This is a genomic window from Bradyrhizobium sp. LB11.1, from assembly GCF_040549385.1.
Classification (GTDB): Bacteria; Pseudomonadota; Alphaproteobacteria; order Rhizobiales; family Xanthobacteraceae; genus Bradyrhizobium.
This window is the reverse complement of the sequence record NZ_JBEPTH010000014.1, coordinates 1-23,835: the sequence shown is the minus strand read 5'-3', so window position 1 is coordinate 23,835 and position 23,835 is coordinate 1. Positions and strand designations below refer to the sequence as shown.

The following is a 23,835-nucleotide window of genomic DNA, read 5'->3' as shown; positions in this document are numbered from 1 at the left end:
GTAGTCCCGCAATAGGGCGAGATCAAGTCGCCCCCTCGTTGGCCTATCGCAAATCAGCCCTTGAGCGCGGTGACCACCACCTCGATCAACGCTCCGCCGCCGAGATCGGCGACGCCCACGGTGGCGCGGGCCGGCAGATTGTCGCCGAAGAACTCGGTCCAGGCCGCATCCATTTCCTTCTTCTTGGACAAATCCGTGACGAAGATCGAGGCGCTGACCACGCGCGACTTGTCGGTGCCGGCTTCCTTCAGATAGAGGGCGATCTTGCCGAGGATGTTGCGGGTCTGGTCGCCCATCGAGACCGAGGTGTCGTCGGCGATGGTACCGCCGACGAAGACGAAGCCGTTGGCTTCGACGGCGCGGTGCATGATGGGCGTGCGGATGCTGCGGATGATGCTCATGATGTCCTCTTCTTAGAGCGTGGAGGGATGAAAGCGGTCGATGCCGAGATCGCTGATGCGAGTCTGGGTGCCGCCATTGACAATCAGCTCCGCCATCACGGCGCCGGCGCCGGGGCCGAGCTGAAAACCGTGCAGCGAGAAGCCGAACTGGTGGTAGAGGCCTTTGTGGCGGCTGCTTGGCCCGAACACGGGAATATCGTCCTTCATCCTGGCCTCGATGCCGGCCCAGGCGCGCATGATGGTGGCGCCGCGCATCACCGGGAACAGCTCGAACACCGTGCGGGCGCTGATCGCGAGGCTCTTCCAGTCCAGCACCGTCTCGTTGCGGTCCTGACAGGGCACGGCCAAATGGCCGCCGCCGATCAGCACGGTACCGTTGGAGAATTGCTTGAAGGAGAGCTTTCGCCCGCGCAGGATCACGACGGGGTCAATGAAGTGCGGCACGCGCGAGGTGATCATCAGCATCGGCGCCACCGTCTCCACCGGCACCGGTTCGCCGAGCGCGGCAGCGATCTTGCCGGCCCAGGCGCCGGCGGCGTTGACGAGCACCGGCGCGGCGAAGGTTTCAGTGCCGACATCGACGTGCCAGAGACCGTCGCTGTAGCGGATGTTGGACGCGGCGACGCCCTCGCGCACGGTCGCGCCGAGCTGCTGGGCTTTGCGCCGGAACGCCGTCGTGGTCTGCGCCGGATTAGCTGCGCCGTCGCGGCGCGAGACGACGCCGCCGGGGCAGGTCTCTGCTACGGCGGGCACGAGGCGTCGCAGCTCAGTCGCGTCAATGAGTTCTTCATGGGTGAAGCCGAGCGCGTTGAGCTCAGCTACACGGGCACGGCAGACCGCTAGCTCCTCCTCGTTCTCGGCCACCAGAACCTGGCCGTAGCTTTCAAAGCTGCAATCGTCGTCGAGGAGATCCTTGATCTTCTCCCAGATCCCCATCGAACGGATCGACAGCGGGATTTCGGGGATGTCCCGCGCGAGCTGGCGGACGCCGCCGGCATTGACGCCCGAGGCGTGGCGGCCGGCATAGTCCTTCTCGATCAGCACCGGCTTGAGGCCGGCAAGGCACAGATGCAGCGCGGTCGAGCATCCGTGGATGCCGCCCCCGACGACGATCGCATCCACGTTTTGGCTCATCCGCGCACCACGGCCTTGATATCTGCTTCGCTCTTCGGAACGGCGGCGAGTTCGGCGAGCGTGATCGGCTTGACCGGCGCGCGCAGCCGGTAATAGCCGATCTCCTGCGGGGTCTTGCCGCGCGCCTGCGCCATCAGCTCGGTGACGGTGAGGCCGCAAAGCCGGCCCTGGCACGGGCCCATGCCGGTGCGTCGATAGGCCTTGAGCTGATTAGGCCCGGTCGCGCCGATCGCGACGGAATCGAGAACGTCCTTTGCGGTGACCTCCTCGCAGCGGCAGACGATGGTGTCGCCGGAGGGAATGCGGAACTGCGGCGCCGGGCGGAACAGTGTGTCGAGGAAGACGCGACCGCGCTCGGCCTTGGCGAGATCGGCGCGGAGCGTCGTCATGGGCGCGAGCGTCGCGGCCGCCGCCGGCGCCAATGCCTCCACCGCCGCGCGCGCCGCGATGCGACCGCGAACCACGGCGGCATTCGCACCGCCGATGCCGGCCCCGTCGCCGGCGATCGCGATTCCAGCGACCGACGAATTGCCGCTGGCATCGAGCACTGGCGACCAGCACAGCTGCAAATCGTCCCAGCGATGCTCGACCCCGGCCGCCATCGCCAGATTAACGTTGGGTACGACGCCCTGATGCAGGAGCAGGAGATCCGCAGGGATAGTCTCGCGCTTGCCGCCGGCGATATAGCTGACGTTGGCGAGCTGGCCATCGCCAGCCGCGGTAAGCTCGGTGACGCCAGAGACGACCTGCACCTTCGCCTTCACCTCGCGCATCATCGACAGGCCCTTCATGAAATAGGGCGAGGTCAGGAAGGCAAAGGCGTGCGGCAGCGCCGCGAAATAATTGCCGCGGTCGGTGGTATCGAGGATACGGTCGATGCGGCCGCCGAGGCGCAAAATCTGCGCGGCGAGTAACCAGAGCAACGGACCCTGCCCCGCGATCACCGTGCGGCCGTCCGGCACCAGCGCCGACGATTTCAGCATCGTCTGCGCGGCGCCCGCGGTCATCACGCCCGGCAACGTCCAACCCGGAATTGGAAACGGCCGCTCCAGCGCGCCGGTCGCGAGGATCACGCGCTTCGCCTTGACGAAGGCCGAGGCGCCACCGATCGAGACCGCGATATCGAGGTTGCGGTCGAGGCTCCAGACCGTCGCATGGTGGATGATTTCGGCACTGCTCGCGCGGAGCGACTGCACGAGATCGGCACCGGCCCAATAGTCGGCACCAAGCTGGCTGCGCTCGGTCACCGGCGTGGACGAGATGGCACGAAACACCTGTCCGCCGGGACCGATGTTCTCGTCGAGCAGCAGCGTCGTGAGACCTGCTTCGGCGGAGGTCGCGGCGGCCGCGAGGCCCGCAGGCCCGGCGCCGATCACCACGACGTCATAGTCTTCGCGCTCGGGAGCCACGCTCATCTTCCGATCTCCCGCTTGCCCTTCTGGATCTCGATCTGCATGCCCTCGGCCACGGGCACGAGGCAGCCCTGACGATTGCCGACGCCGTCGATCGTGACGAGGCAGTCGAAGCACACGCCCATCATGCAGTAGGGCAGGCGCGGCGCGCCGCTCACCGCCGTGAAGCGCCGCGCGTCCTGATCGGATGCCAATAGCGCGGCGGAGACGGTGTCGCCCTGTCGTGCAGCGACGGCGATGCCATCGACGAAGATCTGCACCTGTGCCCGTTTGTCCTGTTCGGATCGTCTAAACATGGGATGCCTCTTGGCTCCTTGATATCTCTAATAGCCGCTGTGGTTCGCAGCACCGGCGGCGCCAAAACGGCTGGCCGAGAACGCGCCGACCAGCTCCGGCTCGAGCGCGCCCTGCGCCACCATGCGCGCGATCTCGAAGGCGTGGTTGGAGGCGAGCGTTACGCCGGAATGGCAGCAGGCGACGAAGGCGCCGGGATGGGTCTCGGACTGGTCGTAAATCGGAAAGCCGTCCTGCGGCATGACGCGGATGCCGGCCCAGCTCCTGATCACGTTGAGTCGCGCAAGATGCGGAAACATCCGCTGGGCGCGATCGGTCATCACCGCGCTGATCGAATGTTTCAGCGTGCGATCATCGAGCTCGTCCTCCTTGCTGTCGCCGATCATCACCGTGCCTTCGTCGGTCTGCCGGATCGTGGTCAGCGGATGCGGCAGGAATGGCATGGTGCGCTCGGTGACCACGATCTGGCCGCGAGTCGGGCCCATCGGCGCGCAGAGGCCGACCATCGGCGCCAGCGTCTGGTTGGCGTTGCCGGCCGCAAGCACGATCTTGGCGGCGCGCAGCTCGCCCTTCGGCGTGGTCAGGCGGAATTCGCCGCCGCTCTTGCTGATTGCCGAGACCGGGCGCTCCGGGAGATAATCGATGCCAAATTCCCTAAAGCCGGTGTGGAAGGCGCGGAACGTGCGCAGCGAATTGACGTGGCCGTCGAGCGGACAATAGCTGCCACCCGAGACTTCGGGGCCGATCAGCGGGAGCGACTTCTTCACTTCGGAGGCGGAGAGCATCTCCATCTTGTAGTCGGCAGCACCGGTCTGGTTGTGCATGCGCTTGACCAGCTCGGTGCGCTGGCCGAATTCATCGTCGCCGAGCGTCAGATGGAAGCCGCCATTCTGTTGGAGCGAAACATCGAGACCCGTCTGCTGCTTCAGCTCAGAAGCAAGCCGGCCCCACGCCTGCGACGCCTGCACGGTCCAGACGGTATAGGCAGGCATGCCGAGGCCTTTGCTCTGGACCCAGACCAGCGCAAAATTCGCGCGCGAGGCGCGCTTGGTGATGTCGCCTTCGTCGAGCACGGCTACGCTCTTGCCGAGCCGGCCGAGGCCCCAGGCAATGGCGGAGCCGAGCAGTCCGCCGCCGACGACGGCGACGTCGTATTCAGTTCGCATAGGTTCTCCTATCGTCCCGTATCGCCCTTGCCGGCGAGCACGCGGTCGAGCCCGTAGAAGCGGTCGAGCAGAATGAGGGCGGTCATGGTCACAGCGATCACGCAGGCCGAGACCGACGTCACCAGCGGATCGATGTTGTCCTGGATATAAAGGAACATGCGCACGGGCAATGTCTCGGTGCCGGGTGCGGCGAGAAACACGGTCATGGTCAGATCGTCAAAGGACTGGATGAAGGCGAGCGCCCAACCGCTGATCACGCCCGGCAGGATCAGCGGTAGCGTGACGCGACGAAACAGCGTCCAGCCGCCAGCGCCCAGCGACACCGCGGCCATCTCGACCGTGCGGTCCATGCCGGTTGCAGCCGCCAGCGTCAGCCGCAGCGCGAACGGAAACACGATGATGACATGCGCGATGATGAGCGCCGCGAAGCTACCGCCGAGCCCGGCAGAGGTGAAGAAGCGCAGGAAGGCGATGCCGAGTACGACATGCGGGATCATCAGCGGCGACAGGAACAGCGCCGCCAGCGCATCGCGGCCGCGGAAGCGATAGCGCGCGATCGCGAGCGCCGCAGGCACCGCGAACAGAAGCGCGACGAAGGAGGACAGCGCGCCGAGCCCCAGGCTGACCCAGAAGGCGTGAATGAACTCGGGATAATCGGCGATCGCCCTGAACCAGCGCAGTGAAAAGCCGTTGGTCGGCAGCGACAGAAAGCCCTCCGGCGTGAAGGCGACGAGGCAGACGACCAGGATCGGCGCCACCATGACGATCACGAAAATGGTGTGGAAGATCAGCGCAAGCGGGCCGTTCCGGCTCATCGGAACACCTCCGCATAGCGACGCTCGATCAGCGCGTTGCTGCCGACCACTATGAGCACCAGCGCGGCCAGCAGCAGCGTGGCGACGGCCGCGCCGAGCGGCCAGTTCAGCGTGTTGAGGAACTCGTCATAGGCGAGCGTCGCCGCAACCTTGAGCCGGCGGCCGCCGATGATCGCGGGTGTCGCGAAGGCGCTGGCCGAGAGCGAGAATACGATGATCGCGCCCGACAGCACGCCCGGCATGATCTGGGGCATGATGATCCGGCGGATGATCGTGACGGGTCCGGCGCCGAGCGACATCGCGGCATTCTCGATCTGCGGATCGAGCCGCTGCAGCGCGGCCCAGACCGACAGCACCATGAACGGCATCATCACATGCGCAAGCGCGACCACCATGCCGGTTTCGGTGAACATGAAGGGAATGGGGGAGCGGATCACCCCGGCCGACATCAGCAGCTTGTTGACGAGACCGTTGTTGCCGCCGAACAGCAGCGCCCAGCCGAGCGTCCGCGCCACCACGGAGATCAAGAGCGGCCCGAGAACGACCAGCAGAAAAATGCTCTTCCAGCGGCCGCTCATGCGGTTGAGGATGTAGGCTTCGGGCGCGCCAAACACAGCGGTGAGCAGCGTGGTCAGGATGGCAATGCGAAATGTCCGCCAGAACATTTCGGCGTAATAGGGATCGGTCGCGATCTCGCGCCAGTTCTTGAGGATAAAGACCGGCTCGATGCCCTTGTACTGCCCCCAATCGTGGAACGACAGCATGACGGTCATCGCCAGCGGAATCAGAAGCACGCCGACGAATAGCATCAGGGCAGGCGCGCTCAGCGCCCATGGCGCACGCGCATGGCGTTCCTCGGCGGCCGCGCTCATGCGACGCTCCTCGCGCGCACGCTCATGTCCTCCGAATGCCAGGTGAGGCGAACCGCCTCACCTTCGGTCGGCTGGGCCTTCCCGTCATTCTGCCGGATCACGATCGCCGGACCGCATTCGCTCTCGCACTGGAACAGCCAGTGATTGCCTTGGAAGATACGCGTGACGATTTTTGCACCAAGGCCCTCATCGCCGAAGGCTATTCTTTCAGGGCGAATGCTGACGGTAACAGGGCCGCTGAGACCGGCCATCGCCGGTGCGCTCCAGGAGCCCGCCACCAACCGCGACGGGGTCGCAGACCGATCGATCGTCCCGGCAAAATCGTTGGTCTTGCCTAAAAATTGCGAAACGAAGGCCGAGGCCGGTTTCTCGTAAGTTTCTTGCGGCGTACCGATCTGTTCGATCTTGCCCTGGCTCATCACCACGATGCGGTCGGACAATGACATCGCCTCGTTCTGGTCGTGGGTGACGAGGATCGTGGTGGTGCCGATGGTGCGCTGGATCTGGCGCAGCTCGATCTGCATCTCCTCTCGCAGCTTTGCGTCGAGATTGGATAAGGGCTCATCGAGCAGCAACACGCTCGGCTTGATCACGAGCGCACGCGCCAGTGCCACGCGCTGCTGCTGGCCGCCCGACATGCGACGGGGATGGCGGTCCTCGAAACCGGCAAGCCCGACCATCGCGAGCGCGGCACGGACGCGCTCCGCTCGCTCGCTGCGCGGCACGTTGCGCATATCGAGACCAAAGGCGACGTTCTCCGCCGCGGTCATGTGCGGAAACAGCGCGTAGCTCTGGAACACGATGCCGAGCCCGCGCTTGGCCGGATGGATCGCGGTCAGGTCCTTGTCCTCCAGGCGGATCGCGCCGCGGGTGGGATCAAGGAAGCCCGCGATCATCTGCAACGTCGTGGTCTTGCCGCAGCCGGAGGGGCCGAGGAAGGAGACGAACTCCCCCTTGCCGACCGCGAGACTGAAGTCGTCGACCACAGTCTGCGCGCCGAACTGTTTTGCAACCCGATCGAGCTCGAGAAAGGCCATGCCGCTGTCTCCGCTGCGACGATCAGATCAGCGCTCGACCTCGCGATTCCAGCGCTTGGTCCACTCCTCGCGCTTGTCGTTGATGACGGTCCAGTCGGGATTATAGAGCTTTGCCGCGCGCTCGCCGATCGGGGCCATCTTGCCGAGCTCCGGCGGCACCACCAGCGATTTCAGCACCGGGCCGTAGCCGTAGTCCTTCAGCATCACGAGCTGGATCTTGGGATCGAGCAGCATCTTGACGAAGCTCGATGCCAGCGGCGAAGCGTTGGGTTTGGCGATCGGACAGGCGGTCGTCAGCAGCGTCGCGGCGCCTTCCTTCGGGTAGACGAAATCGACTGGGAAGCCGGTGTTGGCAAAGCTCTGCACGCGGCCGGTGCCCCACACCGCGATCACGGCCTGGCCGGACTGGAACAGCTCGGTCATCTTTCCCGGCGACGGCTCATAGGCGAGCACGTTCGGATTGATCTGCTCCTTGAAGATCTTGAAGCCGGACTCGACGTTGGACTCGCCGCCGCCGTTCATCTTCGACAGCATGACCAACGCTTCAAGGCCATAGGTGTTGTTGATCGGCGGAATGACCAGCTGCTTGGCGTATTTCGTGTCCTTCAGATCGTTCCACGAGGTCGGCGGCGCCCAACCTTTCTCTTTGAACACCTTGGTGTTGTACATCAGGCCCGTCGCGACGATACCGATCGCGACCGCGCGATCGTCCTTGAAGCGCGCGGTGTCGTAGAGATCGGCGGCCGGCAGGCCCTCGAGCTTGCCACAGAAGCCGAGCTGGATCGCCTGGTACATCGGACCGTCGTCGACGATGGCAACGTCGATCTGCTGGTTGCCCTTCTGCGCCTGAAGCTTGGCCAGCGTGTCGGTGGAATTGCCGGCGACGTATTCGACCTTGACGCCGTTCTCCTTCTCGAAGGCCGGGATCACCTCGTCGCGGATCGTCTTCTCGAACGAGCCGCCATAGCCGGCGACATAGAGTGTCTTTTGCTGGGCCGAGACGGCCGTCGGGACGGCGATGAGCGCTGCGATGCTGACCGCGGTCAGAAGGCGAAAAGTCTTCATGTGGACCGATCTCCAATACCGGAATGAGGTGACGTGCCGACAAATCCCTGGCTGTTCCGCATTTCCTTCCGCGCCGATCCCCTTTGGAAGCAGGGCTCCGGCCCCTGCTCAGCGGGTTTGGGCGCGATTTGGAGATTTGAACGCCTCAAAGTGCCGAAAAAGCGGGCTGTCTCCAGTCTTGATGAAAAAGATCGCAAACCCGGGCTTACATCGTCCAATGAATAATGGCACCATCTGCATGCCTAGATGTTATGAATGGAAAACGGGATGGCGCGGATCAATTCGCGGCAGGTGGAGGCCTTCCGCGCGACAATGCTGACCGGCAGCGTCACCGAGGCGGCGGCGCTGATGACCGTCACGCAGCCGGCGGTGAGCCGGTTGCTGCGCGACCTCCAGGCGCTGCTGAAAATGGAGCTGTTCGAACGGCGCGGCACCGGCCTCGTGCCAACCGCGGCGGCGATGGCGCTCTACACCGAGGTGGAGCGTTCCTTCGTCGGGCTCGAACGCATCACCGCCGCAGCCGAGGAAATCCGCGGCCGCCGCACCGGCTCGCTGCGGATCGCAGCACTGCCGGCGCTGTCGAACGGCTATCTGCCGCGGCTCACCGGACATTTCCTCAAAGAGCGCCCCAACCTCAGCCTCGCCTTCTTCGGCGTGATCTCGCCGATCGTGGTCGATTGGGTGCTGAACAATCAGTGCGACGTCGGCTTTGCCGAGGTGCCGATCGCGCATTCCGGCCTGCCGAGCCAAAAGCTGCCGGCGCCCGCGCGCGTCGCGGTGCTGCCGACGGGGCATCGCCTTGTGGAAAAGCAAGTCCTGGAGCCGCGGGACTTCGAGGGTGAGACCTTCATCTCGCTGTCGGCGGGGTCGTCGAGCCGTCACCTCGTCGATCAGATCTTCCACCGCCACGATGTTCGCCGCGTGCTGCGCGTGGAGACCGCATTGTCCGAGATCATGTGCGGCATGGTGTCGTCGGGGCTTGGCGTTGCGATCTGCGATCCCTTCACCGCGCAGGAGTTTTCCACCCGCGGCGTCGTCGTACGCCGCTTCCTGCCGCGCATCGACTTCGAGTTCTCCGCCGTATTTCCTGCGCAGCGCAGCCCCTCGCCGGTGGCGCTCGATCTGGTCGAGACCATGCGCAAGGCGCTCGCCGAATTCGACGATCAACCCGCGCTTGGATGATCGAACGCTTGCACGGACAAGGTTGATCTCTTACCTGAGGGCACATGGCACGCATCACCATCATCGAGACCGGACAGGTTCCGCAAAAATATCGCGAACAGCACGGCTCGTTTCCGGACATGTTCAAGCGCATGGTCCGCGCCGAGGACCCGACTGCCACTGTCGACATCGTCAGCATCCCCAACGGCGACGCGCTGCCCGATCCGGACAAGCTCGAGGCCGTGCTGATCACCGGTGCTGCCGCAGGCGTTTATGACGGGCTCGACTGGATCGCGCCGCTGGAAGATTTCGTGCGCACTGCCTATGCCAACAAGACGCCGATGGTCGGCATCTGCTTCGGCCATCAGCTGATTGCGCAGGCGCTCGGCGGCACCGTGCGCAAATCCGAGAATGGTTGGGGCATCGGCCGGCACGTCTATCAGGTGCTGCCGGAGAACGGTGTGGTCGAGGGCGAAGCGGTTGCGATCGCTGCCTCACATCAGGACCAGGTCATCGAGCCGCCGAACGATGCGCTGACGATCCTCTCGTCGGAATTCACGCCGCATGCCGGCCTGCTCTACGCCAACGGCGCGACCCTGACCGTGCAGCCGCATCCCGAGTTCGACGTGGAGTTTGCGCAAGTATGCTGCGACCTGCGCGAGGGGAAGGCGCCGGATGATGTCGTGGCGACGGCCAGGGATTCGCTGGCGCGGCCGCTGGACAACGCGAAGCTCGGTGGGGCGATCACGAGGTTTTTGGCGAGGCGCTGATTTCACCTCGCCCCGCTTGCGGGGAGATTTCAGAACGGATCCGTCCCCAGCCCCGGCACATCGGCCGGCCGCGGCCCGGGCGCGACCCAATGAAACCGACGGTCGCTCTCCGCAATCTTGATGTCGTTGATCGAAGCCTCGCGCCGCCGCATCAGGCCGTGCTCGTCGAACTCCCACTGCTCGTTGCCGTAAGAGCGATACCACTGGCCGCTGGCATCGTGCCATTCGTACTGGAAGCGCACCGCTATGCGGTTCTCGTCGAAGCCCCAGAGGTCCTTGATCAAGCGATACTCCTGCTCCTTCTCCCATTTACGGGTGAGGAAGGCGACGATGGCTTCGCGCCCCTGGAATACTTCCGAGCGATTGCGCCAGCGGCTGTCCTCGGTATAGGCGAGCGAGACACGCACCGGATCGCGCGAATTCCAGGCGTCCTCGGCCATGCGCGCCTTCTGCGCGGCAGTCTCTCGGGTGAAGGGCGGAAGCGGCGGGCGCGACATGATGGCCTCATCGGTTGGTTGGGGCCGCAATCTATCGCTGCAGTCGGTGGAGTCGATAGGCCGTTACCTATCGGCCGATCACTTATCGGGCGATCGGGAAATCAGATCGGCCTTCATCAGCGCACGGATCGATTTTGGGATCGGTTGCGCCCGGCCGCCGTTGATGAAGGCGACGCGCACCTCGGCCTTGACCAGCACGTCCTCGCCACGCCGTACCTCCTGCGCCAGCATGATGGATGCGCCCTTCACCGCGACCGGCCAGGTTACGATGTCGAGCACGTCGTCCATCCGCGCGGGTTTGAGGAAATCCAGATGCATCGAGCGGACGACGAAGGCAAACCCTGCGCCTTCGGTCTCGGCCTCCTCGAACAGCACCTGCTGCTCGGCGCCCATCAGCCGCAGATGATTGGTACGCCCGCGTTCCATGTAGCGCAGATAATTGGCGTGATAGACGATGCCGGAGAACACTGGTTTGACGATGTCGCAACAGAAGCCTAACGGATTGCTTTCAATGGGTCGCTGGACGGCTAAGGCGTGAATGGCGAGCAGGTTTACCCATGGTCTTCCATAGCAAGCCGCAGCGCCTTCGGGATGCGCTGTGCTTTTCCGCCTGAGATAAAGGCCACGCGTACACGCGCCGTGACTAAGAGATCGTCTGCGCGCCTGCATTCCTGCAGCAATGTAATAGACGCGCCTCTCACCTCTTGCGGTACCGTGACGACGTCAAGCACGTCGTCCAAGACCGCCGGCTTTAGAAAATCGATTGTCATCGAACGGACAACAAAGGTAAAGCCGGGCGCATCGTTCCGCGCTTCTTGGAGCAGCGCGTGCTGATTGGTTCCGAGCAGGCGCAAGTAATTCGTTCTGCCGCGTTCCATGAAGCGCAGAAAATTCGCATGATAAACAATTTGGCCGGAGTCTGTATCTTCAAAATAGACGCGGACCTGCAGCTTATGGCGTCCGTCGCGAATTTCGCCGTCAAGAGAGGCTGTCACATTGCGATTCCATTATTGCGGTTCCGAGAATCAATTGTCTTGCACAGAGGCACTTTTCTGAGCAAGCCCCAAAACTGTTGGGCTTGGCTCCTGCAGTCGGAAGCTCCAGCGTCCTGCCGTGTGAAGCACTGCCGGGGATCAATAGCGGCCAGCCAGACAAAAGTGTCGCCAAGCGTTGGTGCCCAGGGAGGTAGTCATACGCAACCACCGACACGACGAGCCCTGTTTGTCCTTAGTATGGTGGCGTGAGTGCTCAGCCGACCGGTCTCGTCGGTCTGACACTTCGGACACACCCTGTGGTCGAAGGCGACGCGCATGCAGGCCCCTTCGTTCGGCACCGCTATCCTACCACCGGCAACCATCGCCACGACACTATCGTCGCGCGGTTTGAGGAGTTCTTGGAGGCAAATCCCGATCGCCCCCTTTATCTGACCGAAATCTGCGCGGCGATCGGGGCGGCCGAGCGAACGCTTCGCGCCTCGTGCGAAGAGCATCTGGGCATGGGGCCAATCCGTTATCTCGCTTTGCGCCGAATGCACCTCGTGCGGCGCGCGCTCCTGCACTCGGACCCATCACAGGCGACCGTCACGGATATCGTGACCGACTACGGCTTTTGGGAGCTCGGGCGGTTTTCAGTCGCCTATCGCAGGCTTTTCGGAGAGTCGCCATCGTGCACCTTGCGGCGGCCCCAGGATCCGCCGGAAGTCCATCTCGATCGCCCCTCCTCGCTCGTAGCCACAGGTCTATGGGCTGCGTGAACCAGACGTCCAGGGGCTTGCTGGACCGCTTGGCGACCGGCCCGGTTCAAAGCGAATGATCCGGACGTCGCCGCGGTCATCGAAAAATCTCCAGCGAGGTCGATCAACTGGACAAGTCGCTAGGCCGAGGCAGGGACGGATTGTCTGGATTGCTGCCCCTGGTCGTCTGCCCGCAGTCGGGACGGGAGATCGGCGATCTCATCCTATGAGTGACGCACGACCAAGGAACCCTATGATTTCGCGAGCGTTAATGAATTAGAACGCGAGCCGATACTCGATCGCGGCCGGGATGCCGTAACGGCGAATGCGCAGGTGTTTGTGACAAAAGCGTGACACCCCGCGCAATAATCCCGAGCTCCGGAAAAACCTCCGGATAACCCGGTGCGTTCTATTGCCCGGTCGCAGGGTTCGCCCTCCCCTGCGACGGGCAAGGGAGACTCTTTGGAATGCGTGGACGCATTGGTTGTGGGGTGCTCGCTCTCTTCGTTCTGCTTGCAAACACACAGGTCATTCCTGCAGCTTGCATCGATCCCGCGCAGCTCGCGCACTCGACCGTCAGCATCATGCGCCATTTCGATGATGCTGAGCGCGATGCGCGTACGGATCTTATCGGCGTGCGAGGCACCGCTTGGTTCCTGTCTCCAACAACAATCGTCACCGCCGAGCACGTCACAACAGGGATGAAGCTCTCGACGGAGGAGTGGAAGTCGCTCGAGATCGCGGACGGAGATGGCGGCTATTTCATCGCCGCGCGCATCCAGCGCTTGGCGGGAGTCCAGGCGGAAAGACTTGCCGTCATCGAACTCCAGCATGCCGTTTCCGCCGCGCGGAGCGTCGTGATCCGGAGGGAACCCCTCATGCCGGACGAGCAGGTCATGACGCTCGCCTATCCGGCCGGCCGCCCCCATCCCGTGAGAGGACGGTTTGTTCGATTCGGAGACGATGGGAAGCTCGCCGGGATGGCACTCCTGGAATTCTATGAAGGCGAGAACCGCCTTGTCATCGGCCATGGCGCGTCGGGGGCACCAGTGTTCGATTGCGACGGCCGTGTCGCGGCAGTCATCAGCAACGTGTTCACGCAGACCATCGTCTGGGCGTCCCATCAAATACGGATCTCGACAGCGTGGGGAATGCCCAACGTCGTCTCCGTGCCGGTCCAGGCCCTGGACGAATTTGTCCAAGCCGACTGAGACCCAAGTGGGTGGCTACCTTGGTGCGTCTCTTGGGCTGACGTAGAGGCCAGCGGGACGCGTGGGCGGTCCGTTGCCGACCTCATGGACCCGAGCCCGCGCTCAGACCGGCAGGCCACTCCTGGCTCGATTCCGAACCTGCATAGTCAACCACGCGCGGTCGGCGCTAACCTGCGGCTTATTATCGGCGGACTCGGCAGCCTGATGAGATCGCGGATCTTCTTCAGGCGCACCACAAGCCGTCAACTGACTATGCCGGAGGGGTATCATGCTCATCAAACTGTTGCGCGTGCTCGCCATCACCGCCGCCGTATTGGGGATGACAAGTCTAGCATCGGCACAGACAACTCCTCCGCGCCATGTCTCGCCGCCGAAGACAATCGGTGTAGCCAAGCCAGAAACAGTTTCCTCACTTTCCGTCGTTCGGGACCTGCGGACAATTCCGCCACCAGTTGATGGCGGCAGGTGCGGCTGTGTCCTGTGGCAAGATTTGTTCGATCGCAATAACCCGAATAATTTGCGATCAGATTATCCCAGTCCACCTGCTCAGCCCGGCCAGTTCTAATCGCTACAAGGTGAAAGCCTCCTAGCCCCCTCCGATGGCCAGACAGCGCATGGCAAGTCATCCGATCAACGTGGCACCCGTTGCGCGGCGGGCGTTGCAATTCATGACGTTGCTGCCGGTTGCGCTGACGCGCGTTGGGGACCACGTTGCCGCCGATGTGACGATCCCTAACCGCGCCAAAGGCGATCGAGGACCACAGCCCTGACAACGCTTGCAAGACTGTTTGCAAGACTGGACCAATGGCCAGGCCGCGATCTGGTGTTCAAAATGTCGACGGATTCGCCATCAGAACTCGCCACGAAGATCTTTCGAGCTTTCATAAATTGCCAGGTCAGCGGATTTCGCTTCTGAAAAATCGCCTCAACGTCGTGTTGCAAGTATCCGGACAGGACGATGGGCGGCCGAGCAAACACCTCCGGCAACGTCGAGGACAGATTGCTATCGCTCAGAACCTTCCATCGCGAGTGGCCGCCCATGACCGGTGACCGCAAGCTGAACACCACTCGTCCGATCCTGGTTTCGCGGATGGCATAGGAACACATCGCACAAGGCTCAACGGTTGAATAGAGCGTGCAATCATCAAGGCTTGTCGCGCGGAGCTTCTTCTGGGCCGAAGCAATTACAACCATTTCGGCGTGTCGCGTAACGTCTCCTTCGACCCTGACCATATTGAGGGATTCGCAAATGAATTCGCCTCGTCGAGCGATGACGACCGCAAATGGGTACTCCCCGCTTTTGCCCGCGGATTGGGCGAGAGCAACGCAGCGACGCATCATGATCGCATCTGGCTCTGGATCAGGTATGCGCATGGCTGCAACAAACTCTTGAGCGATCCGAAATGTGCGCGACGCTCGTTCGGTTGTTGCGCGATCGCACTAAAAGGAAGGCTCCGGCCCTTGATTGCATAATGGCCTCAAGAATCGTGTCAGGACAATTTTCCTTCCGATGAGCCATGCAAAGCTAATGTTTGGTTCGTAGTGCTGACTATGCAGATTCGGAGTCTCGGAGACCGGCAGCAAGCGGGCGGATTCACGAGGAAGCCGCGCGAACCGTTGAGCAGAAGTTCGTTGAAGAGACACCATGCGTGAATTCGGCCGGAAACGCATAGCCAGGCACACAATTGCCGCCCACAATGCCGGATTATGGTTCTGTTTCCTCGCGCGAAGCCAAAAAAGTGGGAATCGGCATCCAAATTAAAGCGGGGCGCAAGGCCGGCTGTGCGGTCAGCCATTGCAGGTCGGCATGATTGGCCAAGTTGCAACGCGCGGCGAAAACCTATCCGCATGTACAGGGCCGCTGTTCCAAGCATGCAGTTTTAGAAAAGGAGAATGACCAATGTTGCGTAAGGCTTTGATTGGCTTTGCAGCCATCGTCCTTGTAGGCGCAATCTTTGTCCCCGATGACGCGCTCGCCCGTGGTGGTTTCCGCGGCGGCGGTTTTCATGCTGGAGGGTTTCATGGCGGCGGGGTTCGCGCGGCACATTTCCGAGGGGGTGCCGTAGCGGGACGTGGCGTGGCTTATCGCGGCGGCGCCTATCGCGGGGCGGCTTATCGTGGCGTCGCTTGGCGCGGAGGATATCCTTATCGTGGAGCGGCGGTTGGCGCGGCGGCAGTAGGGGCGGCAGCGGTGGGTACGGCAGCGGCCGGTTATTACGGCTCCTATGGGTACAACAACGGCTGCTATCGTAACGCCTACGGCGCTTGGGTCTGCCCATAACGCGCGCGCAGTGCGCTTCGGACGGCGGCACGTATCACCGGGAGTTACCGCCGCCGCATCCGTCATCTTCGGTCGTTTGCGCCCGTGTAATGCAGTGTGGGCACATTTGATCCCTTAATTCTAAGATAGGCGAGATCATCTTGGTCATCGCCGAGAGATGGTAGCTCGGCCGGGATGGCGAGGGAGAAAGCGTCCTGAGAACAGCGATCACGTCTTCACGGCAGGACGGCGGCTTGCACCATGCTCTGGGGCTCACCCTTATCAGGCAGAAACGACCGAACGACGCGCTCAACGAGTTCCGCACAGCAAGCGAACTCGAACCTGATCGGTCGCGCTACGCCTACGTGTACGCCGTGGCGCTGCATTCGTCGGGCCGCGTCGGTGAATCAATTGACGTGCTGAAGGACAATCTGGTCCGGCATCCAGACGATCGCGACAGCCTGTCCACCCTTGTCACGTTCAGCCGCGATTCCGGAAACATCGGTGCCGCCCTCGAATACGCTGAGCGGCTCTCTCGCCTCGTCCCGAATGACTGTGAACTAAATCGCCTCACCGACGATCTTCGCGCACGCTTGAAGTGACATGACGGTCGCAGAACGGGGCGATCATTGGCTAATCGCGCTGCTGATGCCGTGCCAGACCTGATCCTTCAGGGCTATCAGCGGTGGTGGGGGCATCGTCGCTGGCGCTTCTGATCGCTTGGCACCATCGACAGCCAGAGTGGCGACGTGGATTTCTCCATCCGTATAGTACGGATCGCCTTCGCCGTTTCGGCCGAACAAAGTCGGGCCCGTTCCGGAGATTTGGAAGAAGTCTTGTACCATGCCTGCCTCCCGCAAATCCCGCATCAGCAGGTCACGTTCGGCATCGATGTCGGGGGCGATGTGATGGGTCACCTGACCCGTATCGTGACTGAGACCGACACCGCGGTCGAGCGTGATTGACCCCAACCAGACCGGACGGCCAACGCTTCCTTTTTCAAGGACCATCCAAAGCCGGACGTGATGTCGTTTATCAGCGCTCCTTCCATCCGGCTCCTCGAAGGCGAGCTCTTCCTTTTTTCCACCGTAGTAAAGCGGGCTCACAGGCGCATCATGGTATGGCCGATCAAGCACCACGCTGCCTACGATTTCAATGCTGGAGCGCAACGTGATTGGGTCGGCCGGAAACCAACCGGCTGCATGCATGGCGCGCAGCACATCTACTTTGCTGCCGACGAGTCCGACATTGAGCGCATCGCCTGGGATGCCGCTCGCGGTATGGGTCACCATGGCTAAGGAAGCGAGACCCGGTTCGCGTTCGTGATGGCGCCACAAGGCAGGCAGTATGACATAGGCCAGCATCAGGTAGGCGATGAGCACGCCCACGGGAATGATCCACCATCGTCGCCTACCTGCAATCCGCTTCATGCGCTGCCGCCGTCGACTTGATTGCGATAGTTTCGTTCTGCTGTGTGCCTTCATCCCGTGCGAGATGCGCCAAGCTCATCGCCTGGTTCAGGAACAATTCAACCAGATGCTCAATTCGTCACAAAGATGGGCGGCACAGCGCTTCTATTTCGTGAACCTCGGCCTCGAGGACGTAGGCGGCGTTGCCGCCGAAGGCTGAAGATTGAACGTCAGCCAGACATTCCAGCCTGCTGGCCGATTTTCATTGGCGAATTCGCCGTAGGCCTTCAGGTTCAGATACCCCTGCATGTCTCCGACCGGGAAAATGTAACCAACCTGAGGTCCGACGCCAGCCACCCGCGACCGGAAGCAGCCGACGCGATCGCCGGAGCCGCTGTCGCAGCCGATCTCCTGATACAGGTAACCCACGAGGCCGACCTGCCACTGCTTGGTCAGGAATTGCGACGCACCCCAGTCGAGGTGCATGTCGACACCGTTCTGATATTGAGTGGACGGGTTGACGAAGTTGTATGTAAATCCCAGCACCGCCGAAAATTCATGCCCGGTCTTCGGATCGAAATAGGTGTAGCCGCCACCCGCGTCGATTGCCCAGTGCCCAATCCCCAAATTCGCAAGGCGGGTCGACTGGTAGGCGCCGACTGGGAGGTCGGCGGTAATGTAAGTCATGTAGTTGTTGACTCCGGCATTCCAGCGCAGCGCGAACTGCGGGATCAGATCGCCAAATGCAATGATCGAACTGTCGATGCTGTCGAAGCGCGAGAACGGGATGGTGCCGCCGCCTGGGAGCGTCAAAGCTCCTATCACCGATCCCGCCAGCGACGTGGAGTTGGAGCCGTAGGTCGCTAACAGGCTGGCCGAGGCCTGACCGCCCAGCACCGGTGTCGCAAAGGTGTAGGTCCCGGCCACAAGGCCAAGATCCACATTCGCATTGACGTTCGCGTTCACGGCGGCCGTCAGATTCGCGGGAAAGCGGCCAATCGTGATCTCGCGTGCCCGCGCTACGTCGCCACCGGCGGAAACCGAAGTGTGATAATAGACCGAGGTCACCGACCAGCCCGGCGCCTGCTGGGGAACAGCCGCGAGGCTGCCAAAAAATCCGGGGATCCAAAAGCTGACGCCGCCCTCATCGGCTCGCGCCGCATCATTGGGGAGCACGAGCAAGGCGGCAATTGCTGCCGCGCCCAACCGCAAAACGAAACCAGCCGTCGGCCCCGACTTCCCGCCCTTCATCCGCATCTGCCGATCCCCATTCTTCTAATGCCCTCCACAACCGAAGAACAATCCGGCAGTGTGGGGACCCGGAAAACGATGCAGACGCTACCACAGCACGTCTATGCGGAATCGGCGCTTTTTCAGCTTATGCATCTTTAGCGGGAGACTGTGCCTTACATGCCACATTCTCCCAGTGTGCAGCCTGGTGTTCTTGCCGATCTTGCATAGCGTTTCCTGCCGACGGAGAACGCGCTTCGCCCAAAGCGACTTTTTTGCCGTTTTCGCATAGTCAGCCAAGATCGCTTCTCTCAACATCGGTAGCAAAAGCAAAGCATCCTGGTTTGGCCCCGCGGACGCTTGCGCGCGGTCAGAACCAGCGGGCGAAACGAAGGTCATGATTTCTGACGAAAGGAGCGTAAAGGTAAAGGGAGGCAATCGATGACCAACGCCAACACGAACACCGGCAATCTCAATCCATTCTTCCATCCGGCAGCGCACTATGCGTCTCCGGAGGACGTCCTGAACGACGACGAACTCTCTGTACTGGAGAAGCGGATCATCCTGTCGTCATGGGCGTCCGACATGTTCGCGGTCGAATCCTGTCCCGCGCTACGCGAAATTCCCGGCATGGGCCACACGATCCGGCTCGCGGACATCCTCGCCGCGCTGAGGCGGCTCGACGGCGACGACGATCCGCCGCCCCCCCCCCCCGGGGGCGTGCCGATGAGGCTGCGGCGGCCCTGGGCCGCCGCCTTGCGGAGGTCAGTATGATGCTCACGCAGGTTGTCGTGGCGATGGTTCTGCTGGGACATGCGGCAACGTGGGCCGTTCCGTTCATTGCTTTCATGAGCGAGTTGGGAGGTCGGCCCGCGCAGCGAACGTAGGCGACATTCTGACGCTCATCTCGCGCCCGGCGCAGCACGGCCGATCCGGATGCGCGAGCCGGCGTTCCGACGGCGGCCGCGGAGCTTCTGCCGTCGCGGATGAGAGCGAAGGTCGACGACCTCTGCGAGGAGCGCGAGGCCCTCCGCGGGCGCCTCAGTTACCGGTCGATCTTAGCGAGCGAGAAAGCGGAGGAACGAGCACCTGCCGATCTCAGTTGTCCTGCATCAACCTTTCTAGAAGGAGGATGACGATGGAAACGGAAAGGCGTGAAACAGGAACGCTGATCGGTAGCGACAAGGTCGAAGGCACTGCCGTCTATGGCACCGACGCCCAGAAGATCGGCTCGATCGAGCACGTGATGATCGACAAGGTCAGCGGCCAAGTATCGTACGCGGTTCTCGGCTTCGGCGGCTTCCTAGGCATCGGGGACGATCACTACCCGCTGCCATGGCAGTCGTTGAAGTACGACACGGGCCTTGGCGGGTACGAACCAATCTCACCGCAGACAGGCTCCAGGGTGCGCCAAAGTATGGCAACGACAACGCCTGGGATTGGGATGACCCCGGACGAGCGAGAGCAGTAAATGATTACTATTCCGGGTTCTGACGCTTGCCGGCAAGCCCGCCGGTGAAGCGGGCTTGCCAACGGCGATCAAGGCGTCAGCCGTCGGCAGAACCGCTCTGTCCAGGAATTTGAGGTGTCGGCGGTGCGAATACTCCTCGTCGAGGACGCCCCTCTCATCCGCGAGTTCGTGGTTGAGGCTCTGCGAGAGGAAGGATTCCACGTCGTCCATGCAGCCAATGGCGAGGAGGCGCTGGCGTGGTGCGGGCGGCGGGTCGTCGACGTTCTCATCACGGACGTCAAGCTGCCCGGAAGCGTCGACGGATGGCAGATCGCCGAACGCTGCCGCGAGCATGATCCCGGACTCCCGGTGATCTATGCGACCGGCTTCTCGCCCGTCGCGCCCCGTCCGGTGCCCGGAAGTCTGACGTTGCAGAAGCCCTATCGTCCGGAGGACATCGTCAGGGCCGTCAGGCGGGTAGCTCCGGATCAGGCGTAGGCGCCGCCAACGCCGCAGCTGGAATTGCGCGAACGGCGAGTTCGGCGGCGCCAAGCTGATCCGGAAATCGGCGACGCCAAAATGACCACCGCGCTGCTCGACCGATTGACCCATCACTGCGACATCGTCGAGACCGGCAACGATAGCTGGCGGTTCAAGAGCCGAGACGACGATCACGCCACCCGCGCTCGTCTCGCCTCCGCTATCCCGGCCAGCTCCGACGAGACGAGCGCTACCAGCAAAGCTCGCCGCGCAAAGGGGTCAAAATTGGGCTCTGACGCAAGTTTGGTGCAGCGCCGACTATTCTGCGCCGATCAACCTGGCTTGAAGCAGATCGATTTTCCCTCGACCGTACATTTGACGTCGAACGAGCTTGGGCCGCGTGATCTGACCTTCAGTCTGTCCGTTCGACCATGGTGAAGTGATTGCCGCCCGTACCGCAGCCTCATCCTTCGCGACGCCGCTGGCGAACGAGGCGACGAGGCTGGCGCGAGCGCGCTCGATCCACGGGATGAAGCCAGCCTCGGTCTTGCGCCGGATCATCAGGTGGAATTCGGCGATGATCTCGCGTGCCTCGACCAGAGTTGGCACGCCAGCTTCGATCGCCGCGATCGTGACGGTCTCCGCTTTCGTGAGCAGGTCCCGCCCGATGGTCATGAGGCGAGCGATTGTTCTGGCTGAGGGAATCCGCTGGAGGTTCTGTGCATCGGCCTTTTCGGCTCGACGTCTGCGGGTCGTCCACTCGCTGACGGCGCGCAGCGAGCCGCGGAAGCCACGCGCTGCTAGGCGGCGCCAGAGTTCAGCCCCGTTTCGACAGCCGGACACCCACTGATCATCGAGCCATGGCAAATGCAGATCCAACGAGCTTTGCCGGGTCCGAAAGACATCGGTGCGTTCGCCGCGGATCACCTGCCGTACCAGCTTCCTGCTATGGCCAGTCTGACGCACGATCTGCTTGATGGGTATGCCGTTCTTCGACAGTGTCAGGATGGCCGCATTGGTCTCTTCGCGGCGCAAGTAGCCCTCATACTGGAGGCGCTCGGCTGCTGTCAGCAACTGGGGATCGATCGTGGTCGCACCGATGACGGTGCGAATCTGGCGCATCGATTTGCGGACGGCATCGAGGAAGGCCCGACTGGCGTTCTCCATCAGATGCCAGCGGTCGGCGACCTGCACCGCGTGCGGCAAGGCTTTGGCCGCCGCTTCGCCATATCCGCCGCCACGATCGCGGGCGACGATTGCGATCGTGGGATGCGCAGCGAGCCACGCTCGGGCGGTCGCGGGCTCACGATCCGGCAGCAAGGTGACTACCCGGCGCCTTTCCAGGTTGCAGATGATGCTGGCGTAGCGGTGATTGCGACGCCAGGCCCAATCATCAATGCCGATAACCTTGAGCGGGTCAGCCGGCGGACGGCTACGGCGTCGGACCACGCGCAGAAGCGTGTCCTTGCTCACCGGCAACATCAGCCGTTTTGCGAAGCCTGCCGCCGGTCGGCCGCCAAGCGCCAGACCAAGGTGATGGACGATAGAGTCCAGCCTCGCCGTGCGTCGCGCTGATGAAGCCAATATCCCGTCGGAGAAACGTTCAGTGAAGATCTGGCGTCCGCACAGGACGGCGTCGCAACGGAAGCGGCGTGCGATCACCAGGAGCTTCACGACCCGCCCCGAAAGCGGCAGATCGGTCACACGGCGCCGATAGCGGCTGTGGACACGTCGGGAAGCCGCTCCGCACAATGGACACATGCCGACGCTTCCGGACGCCCGGACCGTGATGATGGCTCTATCACCCTCGTAGCACGCACTCTCTACAACAAACCCACGCGGCACCAGACTGGAGCGGTGGAGTGCCTGCTGCATGGCGCTGATTCTCCTCCAATCAAAACGCCAGACATCACTTGAACTGCATCAAAAGTGAGTCAGAGCCAAATTTGCAAGCCGATTGACAATTAGCCTGTACGTCGAGCACGGAACCGATACATTCAATTCGGTGCACGTCGAAACGGCCGCTAGGATCGCGCGCGCAGCGCGGCAGGTCGGGGCCAAACGGCTAGTTCACCTATCAGGAATCGGCGCCGACGCGGCTTCGCCTTCGCCCTATATTCGCAGTCGCGGCGAAGGCGAGGCGGCCGTGCAGGCCGCATTCCCTGGCGTGGTCATCATCCGCCCAGCGGTGATGTTTGCGTCGGACGACAGCTTTCTTACGACAATTCTCAGGCTGCTTCGGGGTCCTGCCGGCTTATCCGATATTCGGCGACGGCAGGACGAGGCTTCAGCCGGCGTACGCGGATGACGTTGCTGCGGCGATTACACAAGTTCTACGGCAGAACAAAAAGTACGCATCCGGCGACGGCCCCTGGCCAGGTCGCTTTGAGCAGGCAGCCGATAGCACTCAGGCGGCGTAAGCGATGTTCTGAGGGCGCCAGTTCCAAGGCAGGAGTTCGTGGATGCGCTTGGCGGGATGATCCGGCAGGCGGGCGAGCACGTCGGCGAGCCATGCCTGTGGATCGATGTCGTTGAGCTTGGCGGTGGCGACGAGGGCGTAGATCGCGGCCGCACGGCGGCCGCCCTCGTCGGAGCCGGCGAAGGTCCAATTTCTTCGGCCCACGGCAACCGCCCGTAGTTCGCGCTCGGCAGCATTGTTCGACATGCAAAGCCGTCCGTCCTCAAGGAAGCGGGTAAATGCATCCCAGCGGCTGAGGCAATAGTTGATTGCCTTGGTCGTATCGTTGTTCCTGGAGAGCTTGGCACGCTGCTCGCGCAACCATGCCTCCAGCTCCACGATCAGGGCGCGGCTACGCTCCTGGCGCACGCGCAGGCGCTCCTGCGGCGCAAGACCATTGATCTCGCGCTCGATGGCGAACAGGACATCGATGCGCTTGACCGCCTCGGCCGCGATCGGCGCCTTGCTGAGCCGTGCGAGATCAAAGAACTTACGCCGGCCGTGTGCCCAGCATGCCGCCTCGATAATCGGGCCGCCTTTGCGATTGACTTCGTAGAGCCTGCCAAAGCCAGCATAGGCGTCGGCCTGCATCAGTCCGGCATAGCCCGCCAGATGCTGCTCCGGATGCGCACCGCCACGATCAGGCGAGTAAAAGAACACAGCTGCCGGCGGATCTGGGCCGGCGAACGGGCGATCGTCGCGCACATAGGTCCAGAGCCGGCCGGTCCGGGTCTTGCCCTTGGCCAGGACCGGCACCGTGGTGTCGTCGGCATGGATGCGCTCGGCCGCGAAGACGTGGCTTCGGATTGCATCGACCAGCGGCATCAGGGTTGCCGCGGAAGCGCCCACCCAGTCCGCCAGCGTCGAGACATCGAGGTCGACGCCTTCGCGCTGGTAGACGTCGCTCTGACGATTGAGCGGCAGGTGCAGACCATATTTGGCGAACAGGATATGGGCCAGCAGCTTGGGCCCCGCACGTCC

Annotated in this window: 25 protein-coding genes and 2 pseudogenes; 10 read left to right on the top strand and 17 right to left on the bottom strand. The window is 62.8% G+C overall.

What is annotated here, in order from left to right:
• Window positions 1-53 precede the first annotated feature (53 nt).
• The 9 genes from ABIA96_RS28945 to ABIA96_RS28905 are packed head-to-tail and all read right to left on the bottom strand — an operon-like array spanning window position 54 to window position 8,196.
• Window positions 54-401: a RidA family protein gene (locus ABIA96_RS28945; protein WP_354140450.1), complete on the bottom strand. Its 348-nt coding sequence runs from the start codon at window positions 399-401 to the stop codon at window positions 54-56.
• A gap of 12 nt (window positions 402-413) precedes the next feature.
• Complete coding sequence (locus ABIA96_RS28940; RefSeq protein WP_354140449.1) at window positions 414-1,535, bottom strand: NAD(P)/FAD-dependent oxidoreductase; 1,122 nt, start codon at window positions 1,533-1,535, stop codon at window positions 414-416.
• Window positions 1,532-2,950 carry an FAD-dependent oxidoreductase gene (locus ABIA96_RS28935; protein WP_354140448.1) on the bottom strand — a complete coding sequence of 473 codons (1,419 nt, stop codon included), beginning with the start codon at window positions 2,948-2,950 and terminating at the stop codon, window positions 1,532-1,534. The genes ABIA96_RS28940 and ABIA96_RS28935 overlap by 4 nt, the downstream gene beginning before the upstream one ends.
• On the bottom strand, window positions 2,947-3,243 hold the full coding sequence (locus ABIA96_RS28930; protein ID WP_354140447.1) for a (2Fe-2S)-binding protein: 297 nt from the start codon (window positions 3,241-3,243) through the stop codon (window positions 2,947-2,949). The genes ABIA96_RS28935 and ABIA96_RS28930 overlap by 4 nt, the downstream gene beginning before the upstream one ends.
• Before the next feature lie 27 nt (window positions 3,244-3,270).
• The gene (locus tag ABIA96_RS28925; protein WP_354140446.1) at window positions 3,271-4,407 is read right to left on the bottom strand and encodes an NAD(P)/FAD-dependent oxidoreductase; all 1,137 of its coding nucleotides are present in this window, start codon (window positions 4,405-4,407) and stop codon (window positions 3,271-3,273) included.
• An 8-nt stretch (window positions 4,408-4,415) separates the two neighbouring features.
• Window positions 4,416-5,222: an ABC transporter permease gene (locus ABIA96_RS28920; protein WP_354140445.1), complete on the bottom strand. Its 807-nt coding sequence runs from the start codon at window positions 5,220-5,222 to the stop codon at window positions 4,416-4,418.
• On the bottom strand, window positions 5,219-6,094 hold the full coding sequence (locus ABIA96_RS28915) for an ABC transporter permease (RefSeq protein ID WP_354140444.1): 876 nt from the start codon (window positions 6,092-6,094) through the stop codon (window positions 5,219-5,221). Before ABIA96_RS28915 ends, ABIA96_RS28920 begins: the two co-directional genes overlap by 4 nt.
• A complete protein-coding gene (locus ABIA96_RS28910) occupies window positions 6,091-7,131 on the bottom strand; it encodes an ABC transporter ATP-binding protein (RefSeq protein ID WP_354140443.1) in 1,041 nt (346 codons plus the stop codon). Before ABIA96_RS28910 ends, ABIA96_RS28915 begins: the two co-directional genes overlap by 4 nt.
• A gap of 27 nt (window positions 7,132-7,158) precedes the next feature.
• The gene (locus tag ABIA96_RS28905) at window positions 7,159-8,196 is read right to left on the bottom strand and encodes an ABC transporter substrate-binding protein (RefSeq protein WP_354140442.1); all 1,038 of its coding nucleotides are present in this window, start codon (window positions 8,194-8,196) and stop codon (window positions 7,159-7,161) included.
• A gap of 267 nt (window positions 8,197-8,463) precedes the next feature.
• On the opposite strand from ABIA96_RS28905, the gene ABIA96_RS28900 reads away from it, so the two are divergent.
• Together ABIA96_RS28900 and ABIA96_RS28895 are read left to right on the top strand one after the other, a co-directional pair.
• Entirely contained in the window at window positions 8,464-9,378 is a 915-nt protein-coding gene (locus ABIA96_RS28900; RefSeq protein WP_354140441.1) for a LysR substrate-binding domain-containing protein, read from the top strand.
• A 44-nt stretch (window positions 9,379-9,422) separates the two neighbouring features.
• On the top strand, window positions 9,423-10,127 hold the full coding sequence (locus ABIA96_RS28895) for a type 1 glutamine amidotransferase (protein WP_354140440.1): 705 nt from the start codon (window positions 9,423-9,425) through the stop codon (window positions 10,125-10,127).
• Window positions 10,128-10,156: 29 nt separating this feature from the next.
• Here the strand turns inward: ABIA96_RS28895 and ABIA96_RS28890 are convergent, their stop codons facing one another.
• From ABIA96_RS28890 to ybgC, 3 genes are all read right to left on the bottom strand, one after another.
• Window positions 10,157-10,624: a nuclear transport factor 2 family protein gene (locus tag ABIA96_RS28890; RefSeq protein ID WP_354140439.1), complete on the bottom strand. Its 468-nt coding sequence runs from the start codon at window positions 10,622-10,624 to the stop codon at window positions 10,157-10,159.
• A 78-nt stretch (window positions 10,625-10,702) separates the two neighbouring features.
• A complete protein-coding gene (locus tag ABIA96_RS28885) occupies window positions 10,703-11,137 on the bottom strand; it encodes a YbgC/FadM family acyl-CoA thioesterase (protein ID WP_354140585.1) in 435 nt (144 codons plus the stop codon).
• A gap of 38 nt (window positions 11,138-11,175) precedes the next feature.
• Window positions 11,176-11,619: a tol-pal system-associated acyl-CoA thioesterase gene (gene ybgC / locus ABIA96_RS28880; protein WP_354140438.1), complete on the bottom strand. Its 444-nt coding sequence runs from the start codon at window positions 11,617-11,619 to the stop codon at window positions 11,176-11,178.
• A gap of 296 nt (window positions 11,620-11,915) precedes the next feature.
• Between ybgC and ABIA96_RS28875 the strand changes: the two genes are divergently transcribed.
• From ABIA96_RS28875 to ABIA96_RS28865, 3 genes are all read left to right on the top strand, one after another.
• Entirely contained in the window at window positions 11,916-12,377 is a 462-nt protein-coding gene (locus ABIA96_RS28875; RefSeq protein ID WP_354140437.1) for a helix-turn-helix domain-containing protein, read from the top strand.
• Window positions 12,378-12,823: 446 nt separating this feature from the next.
• Window positions 12,824-13,567: a S1 family peptidase gene (locus ABIA96_RS28870; protein ID WP_354140436.1), complete on the top strand. Its 744-nt coding sequence runs from the start codon at window positions 12,824-12,826 to the stop codon at window positions 13,565-13,567.
• Window positions 13,568-13,835: 268 nt separating this feature from the next.
• Window positions 13,836-14,132 (top strand): hypothetical protein, encoded by a 297-nt coding sequence (locus tag ABIA96_RS28865; RefSeq protein WP_354140435.1) that lies wholly within the window; start codon window positions 13,836-13,838, stop codon window positions 14,130-14,132.
• 167 nt (window positions 14,133-14,299) lie between these two features.
• On the opposite strand, the gene ABIA96_RS28860 is transcribed toward ABIA96_RS28865, so the two are convergent.
• Window positions 14,300-14,941: a nucleoside deaminase gene (locus ABIA96_RS28860; RefSeq protein WP_354140434.1), complete on the bottom strand. Its 642-nt coding sequence runs from the start codon at window positions 14,939-14,941 to the stop codon at window positions 14,300-14,302.
• Between the two features lie 1,140 nt (window positions 14,942-16,081).
• On the opposite strand from ABIA96_RS28860, the gene ABIA96_RS28855 reads away from it, so the two are divergent.
• A complete protein-coding gene (locus ABIA96_RS28855; protein WP_354140433.1) occupies window positions 16,082-16,429 on the top strand; it encodes a tetratricopeptide repeat protein in 348 nt (115 codons plus the stop codon).
• A gap of 24 nt (window positions 16,430-16,453) precedes the next feature.
• On the opposite strand, the gene ABIA96_RS28850 is transcribed toward ABIA96_RS28855, so the two are convergent.
• Together ABIA96_RS28850 and ABIA96_RS28845 are read right to left on the bottom strand one after the other, a co-directional pair.
• Window positions 16,454-17,257: an LssY C-terminal domain-containing protein gene (locus tag ABIA96_RS28850; RefSeq protein WP_354140432.1), complete on the bottom strand. Its 804-nt coding sequence runs from the start codon at window positions 17,255-17,257 to the stop codon at window positions 16,454-16,456.
• 144 nt (window positions 17,258-17,401) lie between these two features.
• Window positions 17,402-18,487: a SphA family protein gene (locus tag ABIA96_RS28845; protein WP_502918857.1), complete on the bottom strand. Its 1,086-nt coding sequence runs from the start codon at window positions 18,485-18,487 to the stop codon at window positions 17,402-17,404.
• A gap of 420 nt (window positions 18,488-18,907) precedes the next feature.
• Between ABIA96_RS28845 and ABIA96_RS28840 the strand changes: the two genes are divergently transcribed.
• The 4 genes and pseudogenes from ABIA96_RS28840 to ABIA96_RS28825 all read left to right on the top strand — a co-directional run.
• Entirely contained in the window at window positions 18,908-19,240 is a 333-nt protein-coding gene (locus tag ABIA96_RS28840; RefSeq protein WP_354140430.1) for a hypothetical protein, read from the top strand.
• Window positions 19,241-19,604: 364 nt separating this feature from the next.
• Window positions 19,605-19,960 (top strand): annotated as a pseudogene (locus ABIA96_RS28835) (PRC-barrel domain-containing protein).
• Between the two features lie 100 nt (window positions 19,961-20,060).
• Window positions 20,061-20,414, top strand: a complete 354-nt coding sequence (locus tag ABIA96_RS28830) for a response regulator (RefSeq protein WP_354140429.1) — start codon at window positions 20,061-20,063, stop codon at window positions 20,412-20,414.
• 69 nt (window positions 20,415-20,483) lie between these two features.
• A pseudogene (locus ABIA96_RS28825) lies at window positions 20,484-20,579 on the top strand (ATP-binding protein); the annotation flags it as partial.
• A 135-nt stretch (window positions 20,580-20,714) separates the two neighbouring features.
• Here ABIA96_RS28825 and ABIA96_RS28820 read toward each other — a convergent pair.
• A complete protein-coding gene (locus ABIA96_RS28820) occupies window positions 20,715-22,271 on the bottom strand; it encodes an ISL3 family transposase (protein ID WP_354140428.1) in 1,557 nt (518 codons plus the stop codon).
• Window positions 22,272-22,803: 532 nt separating this feature from the next.
• Window positions 22,804-23,835: IS66 family transposase (gene tnpC, locus ABIA96_RS28815; protein WP_354140427.1), on the bottom strand; the 1,032-nt coding region annotated here is incomplete at its 5' end.

What these genes read in the sequence shown, in the direction of transcription:
- ABIA96_RS28890 (WP_354140439.1), bottom strand. Translation starts at nt 10,624, where the DNA reads ATGTCGCGCCCGCCGCTTCCGCCCTTCACCCGAGAGACTGCCGCGCAG.
- ABIA96_RS28905 (WP_354140442.1), bottom strand. Translation starts at nt 8,196, where the DNA reads ATGAAGACTTTTCGCCTTCTGACCGCGGTCAGCATCGCAGCGCTCATC.
- ABIA96_RS28820 (WP_354140428.1), bottom strand. Translation starts at nt 22,271, where the DNA reads ATGCAGCAGGCACTCCACCGCTCCAGTCTGGTGCCGCGTGGGTTTGTT.
- ABIA96_RS28850 (WP_354140432.1), bottom strand. Translation starts at nt 17,257, where the DNA reads ATGAAGCGGATTGCAGGTAGGCGACGATGGTGGATCATTCCCGTGGGC.
- ABIA96_RS28920 (WP_354140445.1), bottom strand. Translation starts at nt 5,222, where the DNA reads ATGAGCCGGAACGGCCCGCTTGCGCTGATCTTCCACACCATTTTCGTG.
- ABIA96_RS28930 (WP_354140447.1), bottom strand. Translation starts at nt 3,243, where the DNA reads ATGTTTAGACGATCCGAACAGGACAAACGGGCACAGGTGCAGATCTTC.
- ABIA96_RS28900 (WP_354140441.1), top strand. Translation starts at nt 8,464, where the DNA reads ATGGCGCGGATCAATTCGCGGCAGGTGGAGGCCTTCCGCGCGACAATG.
- ABIA96_RS28840 (WP_354140430.1), top strand. Translation starts at nt 18,908, where the DNA reads ATGACCAACGCCAACACGAACACCGGCAATCTCAATCCATTCTTCCAT.
- ABIA96_RS28940 (WP_354140449.1), bottom strand. Translation starts at nt 1,535, where the DNA reads ATGAGCCAAAACGTGGATGCGATCGTCGTCGGGGGCGGCATCCACGGA.
- ABIA96_RS28910 (WP_354140443.1), bottom strand. Translation starts at nt 7,131, where the DNA reads ATGGCCTTTCTCGAGCTCGATCGGGTTGCAAAACAGTTCGGCGCGCAG.
- ABIA96_RS28895 (WP_354140440.1), top strand. Translation starts at nt 9,423, where the DNA reads ATGGCACGCATCACCATCATCGAGACCGGACAGGTTCCGCAAAAATAT.
- ABIA96_RS28925 (WP_354140446.1), bottom strand. Translation starts at nt 4,407, where the DNA reads ATGCGAACTGAATACGACGTCGCCGTCGTCGGCGGCGGACTGCTCGGC.
- ABIA96_RS28915 (WP_354140444.1), bottom strand. Translation starts at nt 6,094, where the DNA reads ATGAGCGCGGCCGCCGAGGAACGCCATGCGCGTGCGCCATGGGCGCTG.
- ABIA96_RS28945 (WP_354140450.1), bottom strand. Translation starts at nt 401, where the DNA reads ATGAGCATCATCCGCAGCATCCGCACGCCCATCATGCACCGCGCCGTC.
- ABIA96_RS28860 (WP_354140434.1), bottom strand. Translation starts at nt 14,941, where the DNA reads ATGCGCATACCTGATCCAGAGCCAGATGCGATCATGATGCGTCGCTGC.
- ABIA96_RS28935 (WP_354140448.1), bottom strand. Translation starts at nt 2,950, where the DNA reads ATGAGCGTGGCTCCCGAGCGCGAAGACTATGACGTCGTGGTGATCGGC.
- ABIA96_RS28870 (WP_354140436.1), top strand. Translation starts at nt 12,824, where the DNA reads ATGCGTGGACGCATTGGTTGTGGGGTGCTCGCTCTCTTCGTTCTGCTT.
- ABIA96_RS28845 (WP_502918857.1), bottom strand. Translation starts at nt 18,487, where the DNA reads ATGAAGGGCGGGAAGTCGGGGCCGACGGCTGGTTTCGTTTTGCGGTTG.
- ABIA96_RS28865 (WP_354140435.1), top strand. Translation starts at nt 13,836, where the DNA reads ATGCTCATCAAACTGTTGCGCGTGCTCGCCATCACCGCCGCCGTATTG.